The sequence below is a fragment of the Zhongshania borealis genome, from assembly GCF_039539625.1.
Classification (GTDB): domain Bacteria; phylum Pseudomonadota; class Gammaproteobacteria; order Pseudomonadales; family Spongiibacteraceae; genus Spongiibacter; species Spongiibacter borealis.
Genome location: NZ_BAABDM010000001.1, coordinates 361304 through 379863 on the forward strand (window position 1 = coordinate 361304; position 18560 = coordinate 379863).

Below are 18560 nucleotides of genomic sequence, written 5' to 3' on the forward strand. Positions count from 1 at the left end.
TAGGCAATGAAAGCATTTACAGTATTAGACGGCATCGTGGCGCCGATGGATCGCGCCAATGTTGATACCGATATGATTATTCCCAAGCAGTTTTTGAAATCGATAAAGCGCAGCGGCTTTGGTCCTAATCTTTTTGATGAACTGCGCTACCTTGATGAAGGTCAGCCAGGTGAAGATTGCAGCCAGCGACCGCTGAACAAGGACTTTCCGCTGAATTTTCCACGCTACCAAGGTGCAGAGATTTTGCTGGCACGGGAGAATTTTGGTTGCGGTTCAAGTCGCGAGCACGCGCCTTGGGCATTAGAAGACTACGGCTTTAGTTGCGTGATAGCGCCGAGCTTTGCCGATATCTTCTTCAACAACTGTTTTAAAAATGGCGTTTTACCCATTGTGCTGCCAGCAGAAAAAGTAGCTGAGTTATTTACTGCTATGTTTGCGGATGAAGGCTATAAGCTCAAGATTGATCTGCCAGCGCAGACGGTAATTACGCCAGCAGGCGAGTCAATTCCGTTTGATGTTGATGCCTTCCGTAAACACTGCTTGGTGAATGGGCTAGATGATATCGGTTTAACATTGCAAGACGCCGATGATATTCGCGCCTATGAAAGCAAATTGCAGCTTTCCTCGCCGTGGTTATTCCGAGAGCACATCGCCTAAGGGAATAATGTAAACTAGCGTGCTTAGTATGGGAGCCGCTAACGGTGCTCGAAATTAGAATTTATTCGCTATAAACTCCGCTGTCAGCGCTCCAGCGGCGGCCCAGCTGCCGTCGCTTCCCAAGCCCCTCGGGCGTTTTGGCCGCTCGACATTATCCAGAGGCTATCTTTCATTATCCTCGGCTAATCCAATTTAAAGGAATGTAAAGTGTCTACACAAAGAACAATAGCAATATTGCCCGGCGACGGCATTGGTCATGAAATCATGGCAGAAGCGGTAAAGGTGTTGGAAAGCGTTAATGCCCGTTGCGAACTGGGTCTTAATCTAGAGCACGCCCTGGTGGGCGGTTCTGCCATTGATGCCCACGGCACTGCGTTGCCAGAGGCGACTTTTGAACTGTGCGCGCGCGCCGATGCTATTCTTCTTGGTGCAGTGGGCGGCCCCAAATGGGATAAATTACCCGTGGCTGAGCGTCCTGAGAAGGCGGGTCTATTAGAAATTCGCCGTCGCTTGGATTTGTTCGGGAATTTGCGCCCCGCAATTTTGTACCCTCAGTTGGCGGATGCCTCGTCGCTTAAACCTGAATTGGTTGCGGGCTTGGATATTTTGATTGTACGGGAGCTGACCGGCGGTATTTATTTTGGTCAGCCACGCGGTATTCGCGTTTTAGAAAATGGTGAGCGCGAAGGCTATAACACCTACGTGTATAACGAGTCTCAAATTCGTCGCATTGGTAAAGTCGCGTTTGAAGCGGCGCAAAAGCGCGGCGGTCGCCTGTGCTCGGTCGACAAGGCCAATGTGCTTGAGGTCACCATGCTGTGGCGAGAAATCATGGAAGACATGGCCAAGGATTACCCCGATGTTGAGCTGTCGCATATGTATGTCGACAATGCCGCCATGCAGCTTATTCGCGCGCCGAAGCAGTTCGATGTTGTGGTCACGGGCAATATGTTTGGCGATATATTGTCGGATGCCGCAGCCATGCTCACCGGATCGATAGGCATGTTGCCATCGGCCTCGCTGGATGTGAATGGTCGGGGTATGTATGAACCTTGTCATGGTTCAGCACCGGATATTGCAGGTCAAAACAAAGCGAATCCACTGGCGACGATATTGTCGGTGGCCATGATGCTGCGTTATTCGATAAATGAGCCTGAAGCGGCGCAGCTTATTGAAGACGCGGTAAGTAAAGTATTGGATCAGGGCTTGCGCACGGGCGATATCTTCTCGCCAGGCAGCACGCTCGTGAATACCGTCGAAATGGGCGATGCCGTAATTGCCGCGCTTTAAATCGCGCAGGGCAGCTTAAAGCAAAAATTCGCAGCGACGATGTCGTCGTTTGCAAAGCAGGATTTGGGAGTAAATATGAAAAAAGTAGGTTTTGTAGGTTGGCGTGGAATGGTTGGCTCGGTATTGATGGGTCGCATGCTAGAAGAGAAAGACTTTGATGGCATTGAACCAATATTTTTTACCACCTCTAATGTTGGTGGGCAGGGTCCTTCAATTGGCCGTGATATCGATGCCTTAAAAGATGCCAATGATGTCGCAGAGCTGCGGCAGATGGATATCATCATTTCTTGCCAGGGTGGTGATTACACCAAAGCAGTGTTTCCTGCATTGCGTGAAGGCGGTTGGGATGGCTACTGGATTGATGCGGCGTCGTCGCTACGCATGAAAGACGATGCAATTATTACCCTTGATCCCGTCAACCTTGACGTAATTAAAGATGGTTTGTCTCGCGGTGTTAAAAACTTTATTGGCGGTAACTGCACGGTTAGCTTAATGCTAATGGCGGTGGGCGGCTTATTCCGTGAAGGCTTGGTTGAATGGGTGAGTGCTCAAACTTACCAAGCAGCCAGCGGCGCTGGTGCGCAAAATATGCGCGAATTGATCACGCAAATGGGCAGTGTGCGGGACAGTGTCGCTGACGAACTGGCGGACTCCCGCTCAAATATCCTTGATATCGACCGCAAAGTAGCTGAAATGATGCGTAGCGACGCGTTTCCGAAAGAGCAGTTTGGTCATGCCTTGGCGGGTAGTTTGTTGCCGTGGATCGATACTCAGCTGGAAAATGGTCAGAGCCGTGAAGAATGGAAGGGCCAAGCCGAGACGAATAAGATTCTTGGTCGCGAGCAGTCGCCTATCGCTATAGATGGTAACTGTGTGCGAATTGGGGCAATGCGTTGTCACAGCCAGGCGCTGACCATTAAATTAAATAAAAACGTCGCAATAAGCGAAGTAGAAAGCATTCTCGCTAGCGCCAATGACTGGGTGCAAGTGGTTCCAAATGATCGCGCCGAGACCTTGGCTAAACTGACGCCAACCGCCGTAACCGGCAAGCTGCATGTCCCTGTTGGTCGCTTGCGCAAGTTGAACATGGGTGATCAGTATTTGTCGGCGTTCACTGTTGGCGATCAATTATTGTGGGGTGCGGCGGAGCCTCTGCGCCGGATGCTGCGAATTCTGCTGGGAGACATAAAATAATGGCCTATAAACGCGTTGCGGTTTTCGGCGCCACTGGGCTTGAAGGTGAGTCTTTGTTGCAAGGCTTGTCTGAACTAGAGCTTGGTATCGAAAGCGCGAGCGTGTTTGCGGCGGATGCCGAGGGTGAAACTGCGATGTTTCGTGGTCGCCCGGTTGCCGTCAAAGAGCCAAGTACCGCTGATTTTGGTGTGCTAGATTTAGCCATTTTTCTTCCTGAAGCGGGCAGTGATGCAGGGCTAGTTGATGCCGCCTGTGACGCGGGTATTGTGGTGCTGGATGCCACCGACACCTTGGCGCAGCGCGATGATGCCGTAATTTTCTGTGAAGGTGTGGCAATTGCGGGTGACGTTAAACTGTTCGCCATCGCCGATGCCGCCAGCAGCCAAGTGGCCGCGTTGCTGCAGCAATTGCCTGTGGGAAGTATAAATCGCGTGGATATTAGCCTTGCGCAGGCGGTGTCCGTCGCAGGTCGTGATGGCATCGAAGCGCTCGCGGCAGAGACAGCGCGCTTATTGGGTGGGCAAACGCCTGACAAAACTGTGCTTGGTCAGCAAATTGCTTTCAATGTTTTGCCGCAATCTGCGGACCGCGCTGCGGCTGAGGTCGAGCATAATTTAAGTCGCTTATTGGGTGGTGATATCGCCATTGCAGCTAGCGTGATGATGGTTCCGGTATTTTATGGCCACACCATCATGTTGCGTGTGGAATGCGAAGATAGGCCAAATTTGTCTGCACTGCGAGGCAGTTTAAGCGAAGATTCACGCTTCCGTTTATTCCCAAATGAGGACGCTGAACAAGCTTCGCCAGTGTGTCTGCAGGGTAGTGATTGTATTGATATTGATCAACTTAATTACGATCGGCGTGACGAAACAGCCTTTCGTTGTACTGTTGTCGGTGATAATCTCCGTAAAGGTGCGGTGTTTAACATTATTGAGCTACTTAAAAACTTGATTAAAATCAACATCTAGCTAATATCTACGCATGTGATTTGGAGATGTGCTTGGTCTCCATACGGCGTAGTTCCCGCAAGGTAGGATTACTTTATAAAAAGCAGTATTTCAGTTTAGCCGCTGAGAGCTGAGTGCTAAGACACAGACGGTGACAATATGGTTAGGAAGAGGCTTGCTGCAGCGATACTGGTATCGGGTGCCCTGCATAGCGGATTTGCCAGCGCGCTCGGCTTGGGTGAACTGACGCTTAGGTCTGCATTAAATCAGCCTTTTCGTGCGGAAATTCTGGTGCGGGATGTTGGCGAGCTTGATGTTGAAGAAATAAAAATTGCGCTCGCTGACGATACCGCCTTTGAAAATGCAGGTGTGGAACGTAGCCAGTTTCTGAGCTCACTCGAGTTTCAAGTGGAATTGCTGGGCGGCGGCAATGGCAAGATCATTGTCACGACCACTAAAACAGTACAAGAACCTTACCTCGACTTTATTGTGGAAGTGCGCTGGCCCAGCGGCAAGATAAATCGGGAATACACCGTTTTATTGGATTTGCCGGTATTTTCGCCAGCCTCTTCGGCGCCTACCGTGAACGTAGCGCGCAGCGTGCCGCAGAGCACGCCAGTTGTTAAATCTCCTGTACCGAAGGCTATGCCTGCTCGGGAGCCGGGTGGCAGTATTGGTGTTGCTAATCGCACAGCGCCGCAGGTGCGCGATGCTGCCGATCAGCAAAGCTTACCGAAGGCGGCTGACCCAACTGAATACCGCGTACAGCATCATGACACTATGTGGAAAATTGCAGAGAAGCTGCGTCCCAGCTCCTATGTAACCACGCAGCAAACCATGATTGCGCTACTTAAAATGAATCCAAAGGCTTTTGTTGCGGGCAACGTGAACCGCATAAAGTCGGGGTATGTTTTACGAATTCCCAGCGAATCTGAAGTGAATCAATTCAATCACGACGAAGCCGTTGATGAAATTCGCGAACAAGATCGGGAGTGGCGAGGCGGAAATGCCCGGCCTGTTAGTAGCGCAAAGAAATCCCCAGTAGCTAAACCCTCTGAAGCAAAGAGTGCTGCATCTGCAGTGGCGAGTGCGCCTCAGCTAGACGCCACAGATAAGTCGGCTAAAGAATCCATTGCACCAGAAGAGCAGGCGGTTAAGTTTTCTGTTGGCAGTGCCGGTAGCGACACAACGGCGAGTAATGACGTTGATGCATTGCGTCAAAAGGTCCGTGAGGAACGTGAGAATTTAGAAAAATTCGCGCTTGAGAATGGCGAAATGCAAGCCCGCGTTGTTGAAATGGAAAAGCAGATTCGGACTCTGCAAAATTTAATCACACTTAAAAATAGTCAGTTGGCGGCGTTGCAAACTGGCTTGGCTAGTGGCGCTAACGACAGTGGCGAATCTTTAGACGCGGAGCCGAGCGCAAGCGAGGGCGTTAGCGCTAAGGACGAACAAGTAGCCATGGCGCCTGTGGGCGACGGTAGCAGTGCTAGTAGCATTGCTTCGGCCCCTGCGGTACTTGCGGAAAAAGCGGATGCTGCCGCTGCGAAAGACACTAAAGTAGAGCCTGCGGTGAAGCCCACCTCGCCAGCTTCTAACGCTAGCCTCGCGGCGACCGCGCAAGCGTGGTTGAGCAATGGCTTTGTTAAATTTATCGGTTTAGGCGTTGCCGTACTGGCATTGCTGATTTTGGTGCTGCGCCGTCGTCGAAATGAAGTCGATAACGACGCTGATCTTGCCGCATTTGAAGCCAGTTTGGCTGGAGGTGCCGCGGCAGCTGAGACGGATGTATTTTCGGCAGAGCGCGATTCACTTGATTTCGACATAGGAAATACCGAAGCGACTGAACTCAGTGATTCAGCCGACGAGGACAGTGAGCCGTCGTTTAACGCAGATGATTTTGATTTCGATAAGTTTGACTCCTCAGCAGAGCCTGCTGAAGAAACGGCAATGGACGAGGGTGAAATTACCGTTAGCGCAGTTGAAGCTGAGTCAGTGCAGCCTCAAACCGGGGACATTGTCGCGGAGGCTGATATTTATGTTGCTTACGGCCGCTATGATCAAGCTGCCAGCTTATTAAAAACCGCGATAGCGCAGGATCCGGAAAATGCAGACTTACACGTTAAATTAGCCGATATTTATTTAGATACCCGAGATCGTGACAACTTTAGTGCCGCTTTTGCTGAGCTCCAGAGTTTGGGCGATGCCGACGCGGTTGCTCGTGTTAAAGAGTCAATGTCGGCTATCGAAGGCGTAAGCGATTGGTTGGATGATGGGGTTGACGCTGAGCTCGGTGAGAAATTGCTTCCCGCTGACGACTCTACGGCTGAAGCTGTAGAGGCTGATCTCGATTTTGAGCTTGATGAAGACCTTGATTTTGAGTTGGGCGAGACTGACTCGAATGAGACACTGGCAAATGCCGCTGCAGTGGAAGCAGCCCCTGGCAGTGTTAGTGATTTTGAAGATCTCGATATTGATTTTGATTTGGCTGACCCGGCGGCAGCATCGACTGTTAGTGCGCTGGGTAGTGATGACGTCCAAGACACTGAGGATGCTGCAGCAACGCCAAACGACGAGTCGATTCGTGATGCAGATGCAGATGCAGATGCAGATACTTTAGCGTCTCTGGATGTTGATTTGGCGGATCTTGATTTTGATTTTGAGCCAGAATCTGAGGCTAAGCCTAAGCCAGAACAAGAGTCAGTGCCAAGTACGATACAGGAAGACGACAGCGCTGCCCTTGATTTTAGCTTTGGTGAGCCAGCTCTTGGCGAGGAGATGCCTGCAGAGGTAGCTGCCGACGAGAATGAAATTACTACCGGAGATGATGAAGAATTTGATTTTTCTGAATTTGATGAACCGGAAGAAATCGATGCGAGTTCGGCTAATGGCTCTGAGCCAGATTCCTTGGCGCCAGGCGCTGCCGACGTGTCATTGGACTTGGCTTCAGCTGACGAGGATTTAGACCTAGATTTGTCTGCTTTCGAAGAGCTCAGCGCCGACGATGATGAATTACTGAGCGCGGCAAGTGATTTAAGCTTTGACGAAGAGGATCTTGATCTCGGTAAGGCTGAAGATGATGTAACGGTGAATCTAGGTGCGGTGGCTGGCAGCGAAAGTGCCGACGAGGACTTAGACCTTAATCTTGACGATTTTGATACCCCACTGAGACCTGCTGCGCTGGATTCGGCTAGTAATGTCAACGAGTTAGGCGCAGACCTGGCGTCAGATGATGAATTTTTTGTAGATGCTGGTGATGGCGATAATACTGCAGATAGTGTTGAGGGCAGTGGCACAGAGTCAGCCTTAAATTCAACTGAGACGGGCGGCATCGACGTAGAAGATTTGAGCTTTGACGAGTTTGATGTTGGCGACGATGACGAGGAATTTGATAATTTACTTGATACCGAGTCAGTAGCCACCAAGTTAGATCTCGCTAGAGCATATGTTGATATGGGTGACAGTGAAGGCGCCCGTGAAATGTTAGAAGAAGTTCTGGTTGAGGGCGACACTCAGCAGCAAAGCGATGCGCAGGCATTGTTGGACAGTATTGGCAAATAACAATGCAGCAGTTGGCATGACCAATTTTGATCGTTTTGCCGATGAGCCATTGCCCGTCGGTAGCCGAATTGCGCTGGCCTTTGAATATCAGGGCAGTGCATATCGCGGCTGGCAAAGTCAGTTAAAACCCCAAGTAGCAACGATTCAGGAACGGCTTGAGAAAGCTATTTCTGCAATTGCTGCTGCGCCGGTGGTGGTCATGTGCGCTGGGCGTACAGATGCCGGCGTGCATGCTACTCACCAAGTGGTGCATTTCGACGCCCCAGTCAGTCGCTCGCTGCGATCATGGGTTGCTGGGGTAAATGCTAAGCTGCCTAAAGATATCGCGGTGATGTGGGCGCAGGCGGTGCCGGATGATTTTCATGCTAGATTTTCAGCAACGGCACGGCGTTATCGCTACGTTATTCTTAATCAGCCTCGGCGTTCCGCTCATTTACTCAATGGTGTGACTTTAGTCGACGCAAAGCTTGACGAAAAGCTTATGCATCATGACGCGCAGGTGTTATTGGGTGAACAGGATTTTAGTGGTTTTCGCGCGGCGTCTTGTCAGTCTAATACCGCAATGCGCAATATTCATTTTGCGAACGTAAGTCGCCGCGGTCGCTATGTGATTATCGATATTGCCGGCAACGCTTTTTTACACCATATGGTGCGCAATATTGCGGGTGTGCTTATTGCTGTTGGTAGTGGTGAGATGCCAGCTGGCTGGACGCGGCAAGTTCTCGAAGGTCTGGATCGCAGCAAAGGTGGTGTTACCGCTAAACCGGACGGATTGTATTTGGTCGATGTAATCTACCCTGAGCACTTTAATTTGCCCCAAACGCATTTGGGACCGGATTTTCTTGTGTCCTAAAGTGGGCTTTTACAGACACATCCCCAGCTTATTTGTTAATATTCGCAGCAATTAATTGTCTGGTTGTACATCCGAGTGTCCCGTACCCGCGTAAAAATCTGTGGTATTACCCGTGCTGACGACGCCGCGGCGGCGGTGCGCGCCGGAGCGGATGCTTTGGGCTTTGTTTTTTATGCGAAAAGCCCGCGTTATATAAGTCCCAAGCACGCTGCAGAAATTATGGCTGCAATGCCACCCTTCGTGTGTAAGGTTGGTTTGTTTGTCAATGCTGCTCCCGACGAGGTTCGGCAGGTGCTGACAGTGTGTTCTTTGGATTTATTGCAATTTCACGGCGACGAAACACCGGCCTATTGTGCGTCTTTTGCTACGCCGTATATGAAGGCCATAAGAATGCGCGACGACATTGACGTTGCGGACGCGATAAAGGCTTATGCTAGTGCCTCAGCAATATTGCTCGACAGTTATAAGCCAGGCGTTCCCGGTGGTACCGGTGAATCCTTTGATTGGGCGCGGTTTCCTGAGCGTAATGCGCAGTCCTTGGTGCTTGCTGGTGGTTTGCGACCAGAAAATGCAGGCGCGGCGATTGCCAGCTGCAAACCCTATGCACTAGATGTTAGCGGCGGCGTAGAAGCTGCACCGGGAATTAAATGCCCCGACGCGATACAACGATTTATTGAAGCGGTCAGTCTTGCTGATCGACGGGAGGATTGAGTGAGTAGTAAGGTAGTAACACCTGATTTTAGCCAGTTTCCAGACGCAAGTGGCCATTTTGGCCCCTACGGGGGTCGGTTTGTATCCGAGACCTTAATTTTCGCCTTAGATGAATTGGCTGAGGCCTATCAGCGACTCCGTAAAGACCCGGCGTTTCAAGCCGAGTTTGACCATGATTTAGCGCATTATGTTGGTCGACCGTCGCCGCTTTATTACGCAAGACGCTGGTCTGAAGAAGTTGGTGGGGCGCAGATTTATCTAAAGCGTGAGGATCTAAACCACACTGGTGCCCATAAGGTAAATAATACCGTTGGTCAGGCATTATTGGCAAAATACATGGGTAAGAAACATGTTATTGCTGAAACCGGCGCAGGCCAGCATGGGGTTGCTACCGCAACGGTCGCCGCCCGGTTGGGGATGACCTGCCAGGTATTTATGGGTGAGGAAGATATTCAGCGCCAGGCTCTCAATGTTTACCGAATGAAATTACTTGGGGCCGAAGTGATTTCCGTTAAATCCGGTTCGCGCACCTTAAAAGATGCAATGAACGAGGCCATGCGTAACTGGGTAACCAATGTTGATGATACTTTTTACATCATCGGTACTGCGGCGGGCCCACACCCATACCCTATGCTAGTTCGGGACTTTCAATCAGTGATTGGTCGCGAAGCGCGGGAGCAGTGCTTGAATCAAAATGGTCGCCTACCAGATGCCTTAGTTGCCTGTGTAGGTGGCGGATCAAATGCCATCGGTTTATTCCACCCCTTTCTTAATGATGAGGGTGTGGCGATGTTCGGTGTTGAGGCTGGCGGTCACGGCCTCGCCACAGGCGAGCATGCCGCCCCGCTGAATGAAGGTATTCCCGGCATATTGCACGGTAACCGCACCTATCTTATGCAAGACGAAGCGGGACAAATTATTGAAACGCACTCAGTTTCTGCGGGTCTAGATTATCCCGGTGTTGGCCCAGAGCATTCATGGTTGAAAGACATGGGTCGAGTAAATTACGTAGCCATTGACGATGATGAGGCCTTGGCGGCGTTCCGTAAGCTCACGCTAGTTGAAGGTATTATGCCTGCGCTTGAGTCGGCTCACGCGGTTGCTTACGCTGAGAAGCTGGCCAAAACAATGAGTCCTGAACAGCACATCGTGGTGAACCTATCCGGTCGTGGTGACAAAGACATTCATACCGTCGCGACACTCGACGGTATTGGAATTGAATAACGGGGAAGTATTTTGAGTCGTTTAGCCGCTTTATTTACAAGTTTAAAAACCCAGGGCCGCAAGGCGCTGGTGCCGTATATTGTTGCGGGCGATCCTGAGCCATCGGTGACGGTAAATCTAATGCACGAGCTGGTTCGCCAGGGCGCGGATATTATCGAGTTAGGTGTGCCATTTTCGGACCCAATGGCCGAAGGCCCAGTAATTCAGCTGGCACACGAACGGGCGTTAGCGCACCACGTTTCCTTAACAATGGCCTTGGCCATGGTTGCCGAGTTTCGTGAAACCGATAGCAAAACTGCGGTTGTGTTAATGGGGTATGCAAATCCCATTGAGCGTATGGGGTACTCGGTGTTCGCCGAACGTGCCGCTGCCGCTGGGCTAGATGGTTTGTTGACTGTCGATATGCCGCCAGAGGAAGCCGAAGAGCCAAGCCGGATTCTTAAAGCTGCGGGTATCGACAATATCTTCTTGTTAGCGCCAACCACCGACAACGCGCGTATAGCGAAAATTGCTGCACTCGCGAGTGGTTACCTGTATTGCGTGGCTCTGAAAGGGGTGACGGGTGCAGGAAATTTGGATGTTGCTTCGGTTACCCAGCTCTTAAACAATATAAAAGCGCACACTGACCTACCAATCACCGTGGGTTTCGGGATTAAAGACGGCGCATCAGCTGCCGCGTTAGCCCCGCTGTGTGAAGGCGTTGTGGTTGGTAGTGCACTAATCGAGCGCTTGGTGGCTGCAGATCGTACCCAGGATATTGATGTATGGATTGCCTCTGTTGCTGGCTTGATTGGTGAAATGCGCGCGGCCATAGACGCTTAATACGCGTAGCGATTATGACGAAAAGCGCGGTTTTCTATGCTGCCATTTTCTTTGTGAATACGCTAAAGTGGGCGCCGGGTAGGGCACTTTTTTGAATAATGGAAATGTATAAGTCAGCCAGTGGCCGGCGATAACTAACAGGAACGGATTATGAGTTGGGTAGACAAAATTCTTCCTTCGGGAGTGCGGCGGGTAGAGTCCGAAAAGCGCAGTGCCAAAGGTGTTGTGCCGGAAGGTTTGTGGAAAAAGTGCGTTAAATGCGAGGCGGTTTTGTATCGCCCCGAGCTGGAGAGCAATATGGACGTTTGTCCAAAGTGCGACCACCACATGCGCGTTGGCGCACGCCGACGTATTGCACTATTTTTAGATGAGACTGGCCGTGAGGAGATCCTCACGCATATTGAGCCTGTCGACCGTCTCAAATTTAAAGACAAGAAAAAATATCGCGACCGTTTGACTGCGGCGCAAAAGGCCACCGGCGAAAAAGATGCGCTTATTGCGTACACGGGCAAGGTCAAAGGTTTGCCCGTTGTGGTTGTGGCCTTTGAATTTAATTTTCATGGCGGTTCAATGGGCTCGGCCGTGGGTGAAAAATTTACTCAAGCTGCTAATGTTGCGATGAAAGAAGGCTGGCCATTGATTTGTTTCTCTGCCTCTGGCGGCGCCCGCATGCAAGAGGCGCTTATCTCGCTCATGCAAATGGCCAAGACCAGCGCTGTGCTCGAGCGCATGAAACAAAACAGCGTACCCTATGTGTCGGTAATGACCGATCCAATATACGGCGGTGTGTCGGCGAGCTTGGCCTTGCTGGGTGATATTAACGTTGCTGAGCCGGGTGCGCGAGCTGGATTTGCTGGTCCGAACATCATCGAACAGACGATTCGTCAAAAGTTACCCCCAGGCTTCCAGCGTAGTGAATTCTTGCTGGCGCATGGTGCTATCGATATGATCGTGCGCCGTGCGGATATGCGTGACACCCTGAGCCGAGTTTTGTCTAACCTTACGCATTACACCCATTAAGCAATACCCAAGAGATGCGCTTTGCGAGGCTTGATGATTGGTTGCGGTGGCTGGAAACCCAACATCCCCGCGAGATTGATTTGGGCCTTGAGCGTGTTGCCGCGGTTGCTAAGGCGCTGAACATAAGTTTGTCGATGCCGGTCCTGACAGTTGCAGGTACTAATGGCAAGGGTAGTTGTGTAGCCTTGGCGGCGGCGATATTAAGTGCCGAAGGTTATCGGGTTGGTACGTACACCTCTCCACATCTTGTTGATTACAACGAGCGTATCGTTATCGCTGGCGAGCGTGTGGCTGATGCGCCACTAATTGCTGCGTTTGCGGCAATAGACGCCGCGCGTGGTGAAATCTCCTTAAGCTATTTTGAATTTGGCACCTTGGCAGCGTTGTGGCTTTTCCAGGACGCGGCGCTTGACGCCGTGGTATTGGAAATTGGCTTGGGCGGCCGCTTGGATGCAGTGAATATTGTTGATGCCGACGTTGCGATTGTCAGCTCAATCGCCATTGATCACGAAGCGTGGCTGGGTAGTGACCGCGAGGTTATTGCTCGGGAGAAGGCGGGGGTTTTTCGCGCCGGCCACGCGGCAGTGGTCGGGGACCTAGATCCGCCGAAATCACTGTTGGCGTATGGGCGCGAAATCGGCGCTAAGATGCTATGTCGCGGCCATGATTTCTCTTTCATAGACGCAGGCCATCAATGGCAGTGGCGGGGGGTAGGCGCTGGCGGCGAAGCAATCAAATACCTTGATTTGCCCGTGCCTAGAATTTTGCTAGACAATGCCGCTGCTGTGCTGCAGGCCTTGCAATATCTCGATTTAGCCGTCTCAGAGGCGTCGCTACGTCAAGGTTTAGCGCTTGCGAGCGTGCCGGGACGTTGTCAGCATTTTGTGGTCAATGGCGTTGATATTGTCCTAGATGTCGCGCATAACCCCGCTGCAGTTGTTACACTGCGCCAACATTTGCAAACGCGCCCAGTGAGTGGACGTTGCCAAGGTGTTTTTGCGGTAATGGCCGATAAAGCCATTGCTGAGATGATTGGCATTTTGGAACCCTGTTTCGACAACTGGGTGTTAGCCACATTGGCCGGAAATGGCCGGGCGGCCTCGGCTGAATATGTGGCAGCGCTGCTAGCCGAACAGCTAATTGAGCCTGTTGATGTTGGTGGTACGGTTGCGGAGAGTGTCGAGCGGGGGCTGGCGGAATCTCGGCCAGGCGACAGGCTTGTAATTTTTGGCTCTTTTTTTACTGTGGCTGAGGCCATGACTTATTTGTCGGCACACGAGGGCTTTGCGTTGAATTCTGCAATGGCTGGTAGGGGGAATACATTATGATGAGGCAACGCTTAATTGGTGCCTTGGTATTGCTGTGTGGAGGCGTTATTTTATGGTCTTTACTTTTTACTGGGCCTGCAGCATCTAAGCTAGACCGCCATAGCCAAATTCCTGCGGCGCCACAAGATGAGCCCTTAATTGCACAGGCGCCGGCGCGGCCCGAGGGTATTGTGCCTGCAGATACTGAGCTATTGCCGCCACAGCCTATTCCTCGCATTGATGACGAGGTCCGGCCCGCATCAGCGCCCGTCAAGGCGGCGGCGAGCCCTGAGCCAGTAGCTGAGGCGCCGAAAGTGGTAAGCAAGCCTGCGCCGAAGCCAGCAGAGCGAGTGGCGCCAAGTGTGACGCCTAGCAAGCCTGGATTAGATAAGCGGGGTTTGCCCGTTGCCTGGGTGGTGCAGGTTGGGGTGTTTGGCAATGGCGATAATGCCGCGGCACTCAAAAAATCGCTACAAAGCGCCGGCTATAAGTCCTTTATTGACCCAGTGCAGCGGGACGGCAAGCGCCTGCACCGGGTGTTGGTGGGGCCGGTATTGAGTGAGGAAAAGGCGATTTCCCAGCAAGGCGCCATAAATAAGCGGTTTAAAGTGAAGTCAATCGTTAATCGCTTTGAGCCCTAGTGATGTCAATTTTATGCCTAGAGTGAAATCTTACTTGGGCTGGGGCCGCGGGCTTGGTAGAATTCGCGTCTCGAAATTCCGCGGGAGCTGTGTAGGGTGCTAAGCACGTTTGTTTGGGTAGACTGGGCCATTGTTGGCGTTGTCACCATGTCGGCACTGATAAGTTTGATTCGTGGTTTTGTCAAAGAAGCCCTGTCGCTGGCCTCTTGGGCGGTGGCGTTCTTCGTTAGCGTGGCTTTTCATAATCAGGCCGTTGGCCTATTCGAAAATTTGATAGATAAAGTTTACCTGCGCGAGATCATCGCCTACGTCCTGTTATTTGGCGGCACCCTCGTTCTTGGCAGTTTGTTGACGCATTTCATTGTAATGGTTGTTAAACGGACTGGCTTGAGCGGTACGGACCGTCTGTTGGGCATGATATTTGGCACGACCCGCGGCTTAATCGTGGTGTTGGCTGCTCTAGTTTTACTGCCGTCGCTTTTGACGGGAATAGAAAATGATCAGTGGTGGAAGGACTCACAGCTGATACCCGAGTTTCTGTTGATGAAGGACTGGTCAGAACAGAGCTTCAACGATGTGGTTAATTGGGCGTCGACATTACTGTCGAATAATTCAGTTTAAGTACATTGATCTTCACCTTAATTGAGGTAGTACTGCATGTGTGGCATTGCAGGCATAGTCGCCAAGTCCAACGTAAATCAAGATTTATATGATGCCTTAACGGTATTACAACATCGCGGCCAGGACGCCGCTGGTATTGTGACTTTTGCCGATGGCAAATTAAATCAACGCAAAGGCAATGGCCTGGTAAAAGATGTGTTTCATACCCGACACATGCAGCGCCTTGTCGGTAATATTGGTATCGGCCATGTTCGCTACCCCACTGCGGGTAGTTCGAGCCCCGCGTTGGCGCAACCTTTCTATGTGAATTCACCTTACGGTATTAGCCTTGCCCACAACGGCAATTTAACGAATGCTGCAGAACTTTCCCAAGAGCTTTTCCAATCAGATTTACGCCACCTCAATACCGACTCCGACTCGGAAGTGTTGCTCAACGTTTTTGCCCATGAATTGCAGCGCCTTGGCAAATTAGTCCCCGAGGCTGATGATGTATTTGCCGCTGTTAACGGTGTACACAATCGTTGCAAGGGTGGCTATGCCGTTGTTGCAATGATAGCCAACTACGGTGTGATTGGCTTTCGCGACCCCAATGGTATTCGCCCATTAGTTTATGGTGTGCGGGAATCTGCGACTGGCAAAGAATATATGCTGGCCTCGGAAAGTGTGGCCTTAGACGCGCTAGGCTATAAATTAGTGGCAGATGTTGCGCCGGGTGAAGCAGTTTATATTCAAACCACTGGCGAGATTCATGTACGTAAATGTGCAGAAGCCGCAGATTACCGACCTTGTATTTTTGAGCACGTGTATTTTGCACGGCCTGATTCAATTATGGATGGTATCTCTGTTTATAAATCTAGGTTGCGTCAGGGTGAGCGCCTAGCAGAGAAAATTCTGCGTGAACACCCAGATCACGATATCGATGTTATTGTCCCTATTCCTGATTCAAGCCGTATTGCGGCGCAGTCAATGGCTGCAAAACTGGGCGTTAAATTCCGCGAAGGCTTGGTTAAAAATCGCTATATTGGCCGCACATTTATTATGCCAGGTCAGAGCGCCCGTAAAAAATCAGTAAAACAAAAACTCAATGCTATTGGTCTTGAGTTTAAAGATAAAAATGTAATGCTGGTGGATGACTCGATTGTCCGTGGCACTACTTGCCAGCAGATTATTGAAATGGCGCGGGATGCTGGCGCTCGCAAAGTGTATTTTGCCTCGGCAGCGCCACCGGTTCGCTACCCAAATGTATACGGTATTGATATGCCATCGGTAGAAGAGCTGATAGCGCACGGCCGCTCTGTAGAAGAAATTCGTACCGAAATTGGTGCCGATTGGTTGCTGTATCAAGACCTCGACGATTTGGTGAGTTGCTCCTCAGAGGGTAATCCTAAAATCAATGATTTTGAGTGCTCGGTGTTTAACGGCGAGTATGTAACCGGCGATGTTGATAAAGCTTACCTTGATAAACTGGCGGCAGATCGTAATGATAATAGCCAAAACGAGCGTAACGCGGGTAGTGGTGACGGCGGGTTGATTGGTTTACATAACGACGTATCATAGAAAATAAGCGGGTCTTGAAGAGTGATGACTGAAGAAGAGTATTTAGCCCAGCGCTCGGCGGTATTGGCGGCTGCAGCACTTGATACGCGCGCCGTGCGCAGTGGTCAGCGGCGCAGCGCCGAGGGTGAGCACTCTGAACCCATATTTACAACGTCGAGTTATGTTTTTGCCTCCGCTGCAGAAGCGGCGGCGAGGTTTTCTGGCGAACAAGCTGGCAATGTTTATTCTCGGTATACCAACCCCACGGTACGGACTTTTGAGGAGCGGATCGCAGCCCTAGAGGGCGCAGAAATGGGGGTGGCTACGGCGTCGGGTATGGCGGCTATACTCAGTACCTGCATGGCCTTGCTTAAAGCAGGGGACCACATCGTTTGTTCCCGCAGTGTGTTTGGTACGACCACCGTATTATTGACCAAATTTTTGGCCAAAGTCGGTATTCGAACTACCTTTGTAGACTTGGTTGACCCAAAAGCTTGGCAGGCGGCAATATGCGCCGATACGCGGCTTTTGTTTTTAGAAACGCCATCTAACCCGCTGTCGGAAATAGCCGATATTCGCGCCTTAGCGGATCTGGCTCATCAGCATAATAGCCTGCTGGTGGTCGATAATTGTTTCTGTACACCGGCTCTGCAATTACCGTTGGCGCTGGGCGCGGATATTGTTGTGCACTCAGCAACTAAGTATTTAGATGGCCAAGGCCGTTGTGTTGGCGGTGCAGTTGTTGGTCGCCGCGAGCATATGGATGAAGTGCTCGGTTTTATCCGTACGGCGGGCCCCAGCATGAGTCCTTTTAATGCGTGGGTGTTTCTCAAAGGTTTAGAGACTTTGCGTTTGCGGATGATGGCGCACTCAGCCAGTGCCTTGTCTTTAGCACAATGGTTGCAAGACCAGCCCAATATTGCCAAGGTCTATTACTCCGGTTTAGAGGATCATCCTCAGCACGCACTGGCGGCGGCTCAGCAAAAAGCCTTTGGCGGGGTAATGGCGTTTGAAGTGCGCGGTGATATGGCGGCGGCGTGGCGATTTATAGATGCGACGCGCTTAGTGTCAATCACGGCAAACCTTGGCGATGCTAAAACCACGATAGTGCATCCGGCAACCACGACCCATGGGCGTTTGTCTCCAGAGCAAAGAGCCGAGGCCGGTATATCAGATAGTTTGATTCGAGTCGCTGTTGGCCTTGAAGATATCGACGATTTGCGCGCTGACTTGCAGCGCGGCCTAGATGCGGTTTGAGCAATTGACTATTTTAGAGCAGGTAAGTGCAGAAATTGGTCGGGTTGTCCTTGGTAAGGACCGTCAGGTGCAGCAGGCCTTGTGTTGTTTGCTGGCCCGGGGTCACCTGCTAATTGAAGACTTGCCCGGTGTTGGTAAAACAACCTTGTCGCAAGCCTTTGCCAAAGTGACCGGGCTAGATTATCAGCGCATGCAATTCACCAGTGATTTGTTGCCGGCAGACATTCTTGGTGTCTCGATTTTTGACCGCAATAGCAACGCCTTCCATTTTCATTCGGGACCAATTTTTACGCAATTTTTACTGGTCGACGAAATAAATCGTGCCAGTCCAAAAACCCAAAGTGCATTGCTGGAAGCCATGGCCGAGCAGCAGGTGAGTATTGAAGGCGAAACCCGTCAATTACCGCAGCCGTATTTTGTCATGGCGACGCAAAACCCCTGGTTCCAGTCAGGTACATTTCCATTGCCGGAATCGCAGCTCGACCGCTTTTTAATGCGAATTTCGCTCGGTTATCCCGATGAGCGTTCTGAACGCCGTTTATTGGCCGGCGGAGATCCGCGCGCCTTGTTGGCAGAATTGCGCCCGCTGTTGAACGCGGAAAAAATTATAGCTCTGCAAAGTGCAGTCGATAAAGTTGAAGTGCGCGACAGCGTGTTGTCGTATGTGCAACGACTCATTGGTTATACTCGTCAGGACTCCCACTACGCTTTTGGCTTGTCTACGCGCGCGGCGCTGGCGCTAATACAGTGCGCCAAAGCATGGGCGATGTTGCAAGGTCGGGACTATGTTTTGCCCGATGATATTCAATTGGTCCTTGAGCCGGTGGCGGCGCACAGACTCAAAGCCGCAGCCGATAGCGATGGCGAGGGGCCAGATTTAATTAAGCGTTTATTATCGCAGGTGCCGGTAGTGGTATAG

The 18560-nt window shown here is 51.2% G+C and carries 16 protein-coding genes; all 16 read left to right on the plus strand.

From position 1 onward, the window contains the following. The first annotated feature begins 6 nt into the window (after nucleotides 1–6). The 16 genes from leuD to ABD836_RS01780 all read left to right on the plus strand — a co-directional run bounded on the left by leuD (nucleotide 7) and on the right by ABD836_RS01780 (nucleotide 18560). Complete coding sequence (gene leuD, locus ABD836_RS01705) at nucleotides 7–657, plus strand: 3-isopropylmalate dehydratase small subunit (protein WP_344932014.1); 651 nt, start codon at nucleotides 7–9, stop codon at nucleotides 655–657. Between the two features lie 207 nt (nucleotides 658–864). Next, entirely contained in the window at nucleotides 865–1947 is a 1083-nt protein-coding gene (leuB, locus tag ABD836_RS01710; protein WP_344932015.1) for a 3-isopropylmalate dehydrogenase, read from the plus strand. Between the two features lie 75 nt (nucleotides 1948–2022). Next, nucleotides 2023–3141 carry an aspartate-semialdehyde dehydrogenase gene (gene asd / locus ABD836_RS01715; protein WP_344932017.1) on the plus strand — a complete coding sequence of 373 codons (1119 nt, stop codon included), beginning with the start codon at nucleotides 2023–2025 and terminating at the stop codon, nucleotides 3139–3141. Then, complete coding sequence (locus ABD836_RS01720) at nucleotides 3141–4109, plus strand: Asd/ArgC dimerization domain-containing protein (protein ID WP_344932019.1); 969 nt, start codon at nucleotides 3141–3143, stop codon at nucleotides 4107–4109. The genes asd and ABD836_RS01720 overlap by 1 nt, the downstream gene beginning before the upstream one ends. A gap of 138 nt (nucleotides 4110–4247) precedes the next feature. Continuing rightward, nucleotides 4248–7649: a FimV/HubP family polar landmark protein gene (locus ABD836_RS01725; RefSeq protein ID WP_344932020.1), complete on the plus strand. Its 3402-nt coding sequence runs from the start codon at nucleotides 4248–4250 to the stop codon at nucleotides 7647–7649. 16 nt (nucleotides 7650–7665) lie between these two features. Then, a complete protein-coding gene (gene truA, locus ABD836_RS01730) occupies nucleotides 7666–8502 on the plus strand; it encodes a tRNA pseudouridine(38-40) synthase TruA (protein ID WP_344932021.1) in 837 nt (278 codons plus the stop codon). 75 nt (nucleotides 8503–8577) lie between these two features. Beyond that, nucleotides 8578–9213: a phosphoribosylanthranilate isomerase gene (locus ABD836_RS01735; protein WP_344932022.1), complete on the plus strand. Its 636-nt coding sequence runs from the start codon at nucleotides 8578–8580 to the stop codon at nucleotides 9211–9213. Beyond that, nucleotides 9214–10437 (plus strand): tryptophan synthase subunit beta, encoded by a 1224-nt coding sequence (gene trpB, locus ABD836_RS01740; protein ID WP_344932023.1) that lies wholly within the window; start codon nucleotides 9214–9216, stop codon nucleotides 10435–10437. Between the two features lie 12 nt (nucleotides 10438–10449). Then, on the plus strand, nucleotides 10450–11259 hold the full coding sequence (gene trpA / locus ABD836_RS01745; protein WP_344932024.1) for a tryptophan synthase subunit alpha: 810 nt from the start codon (nucleotides 10450–10452) through the stop codon (nucleotides 11257–11259). Between the two features lie 150 nt (nucleotides 11260–11409). Continuing rightward, complete coding sequence (gene accD, locus ABD836_RS01750; RefSeq protein WP_344932026.1) at nucleotides 11410–12279, plus strand: acetyl-CoA carboxylase, carboxyltransferase subunit beta; 870 nt, start codon at nucleotides 11410–11412, stop codon at nucleotides 12277–12279. A gap of 14 nt (nucleotides 12280–12293) precedes the next feature. Beyond that, nucleotides 12294–13607, plus strand: coding sequence for a bifunctional tetrahydrofolate synthase/dihydrofolate synthase (folC, locus tag ABD836_RS01755; RefSeq protein ID WP_344932027.1), 1314 nt, complete (start codon nucleotides 12294–12296; stop codon nucleotides 13605–13607). Then, on the plus strand, nucleotides 13604–14227 hold the full coding sequence (locus tag ABD836_RS01760; RefSeq protein ID WP_344932028.1) for an SPOR domain-containing protein: 624 nt from the start codon (nucleotides 13604–13606) through the stop codon (nucleotides 14225–14227). The genes folC and ABD836_RS01760 overlap by 4 nt, the downstream gene beginning before the upstream one ends. A gap of 96 nt (nucleotides 14228–14323) precedes the next feature. Beyond that, entirely contained in the window at nucleotides 14324–14848 is a 525-nt protein-coding gene (locus ABD836_RS01765; RefSeq protein ID WP_344932029.1) for a CvpA family protein, read from the plus strand. Between the two features lie 36 nt (nucleotides 14849–14884). Further along, the gene (gene purF, locus ABD836_RS01770; RefSeq protein WP_344932031.1) at nucleotides 14885–16405 is read left to right on the plus strand and encodes an amidophosphoribosyltransferase; all 1521 of its coding nucleotides are present in this window, start codon (nucleotides 14885–14887) and stop codon (nucleotides 16403–16405) included. Nucleotides 16406–16429: 24 nt separating this feature from the next. Beyond that, a complete protein-coding gene (locus tag ABD836_RS01775) occupies nucleotides 16430–17641 on the plus strand; it encodes an O-succinylhomoserine sulfhydrylase (RefSeq protein ID WP_344932032.1) in 1212 nt (403 codons plus the stop codon). Then, on the plus strand, nucleotides 17631–18560 hold the full coding sequence (locus ABD836_RS01780) for an AAA family ATPase (RefSeq protein ID WP_344932033.1): 930 nt from the start codon (nucleotides 17631–17633) through the stop codon (nucleotides 18558–18560). The genes ABD836_RS01775 and ABD836_RS01780 overlap by 11 nt, the downstream gene beginning before the upstream one ends.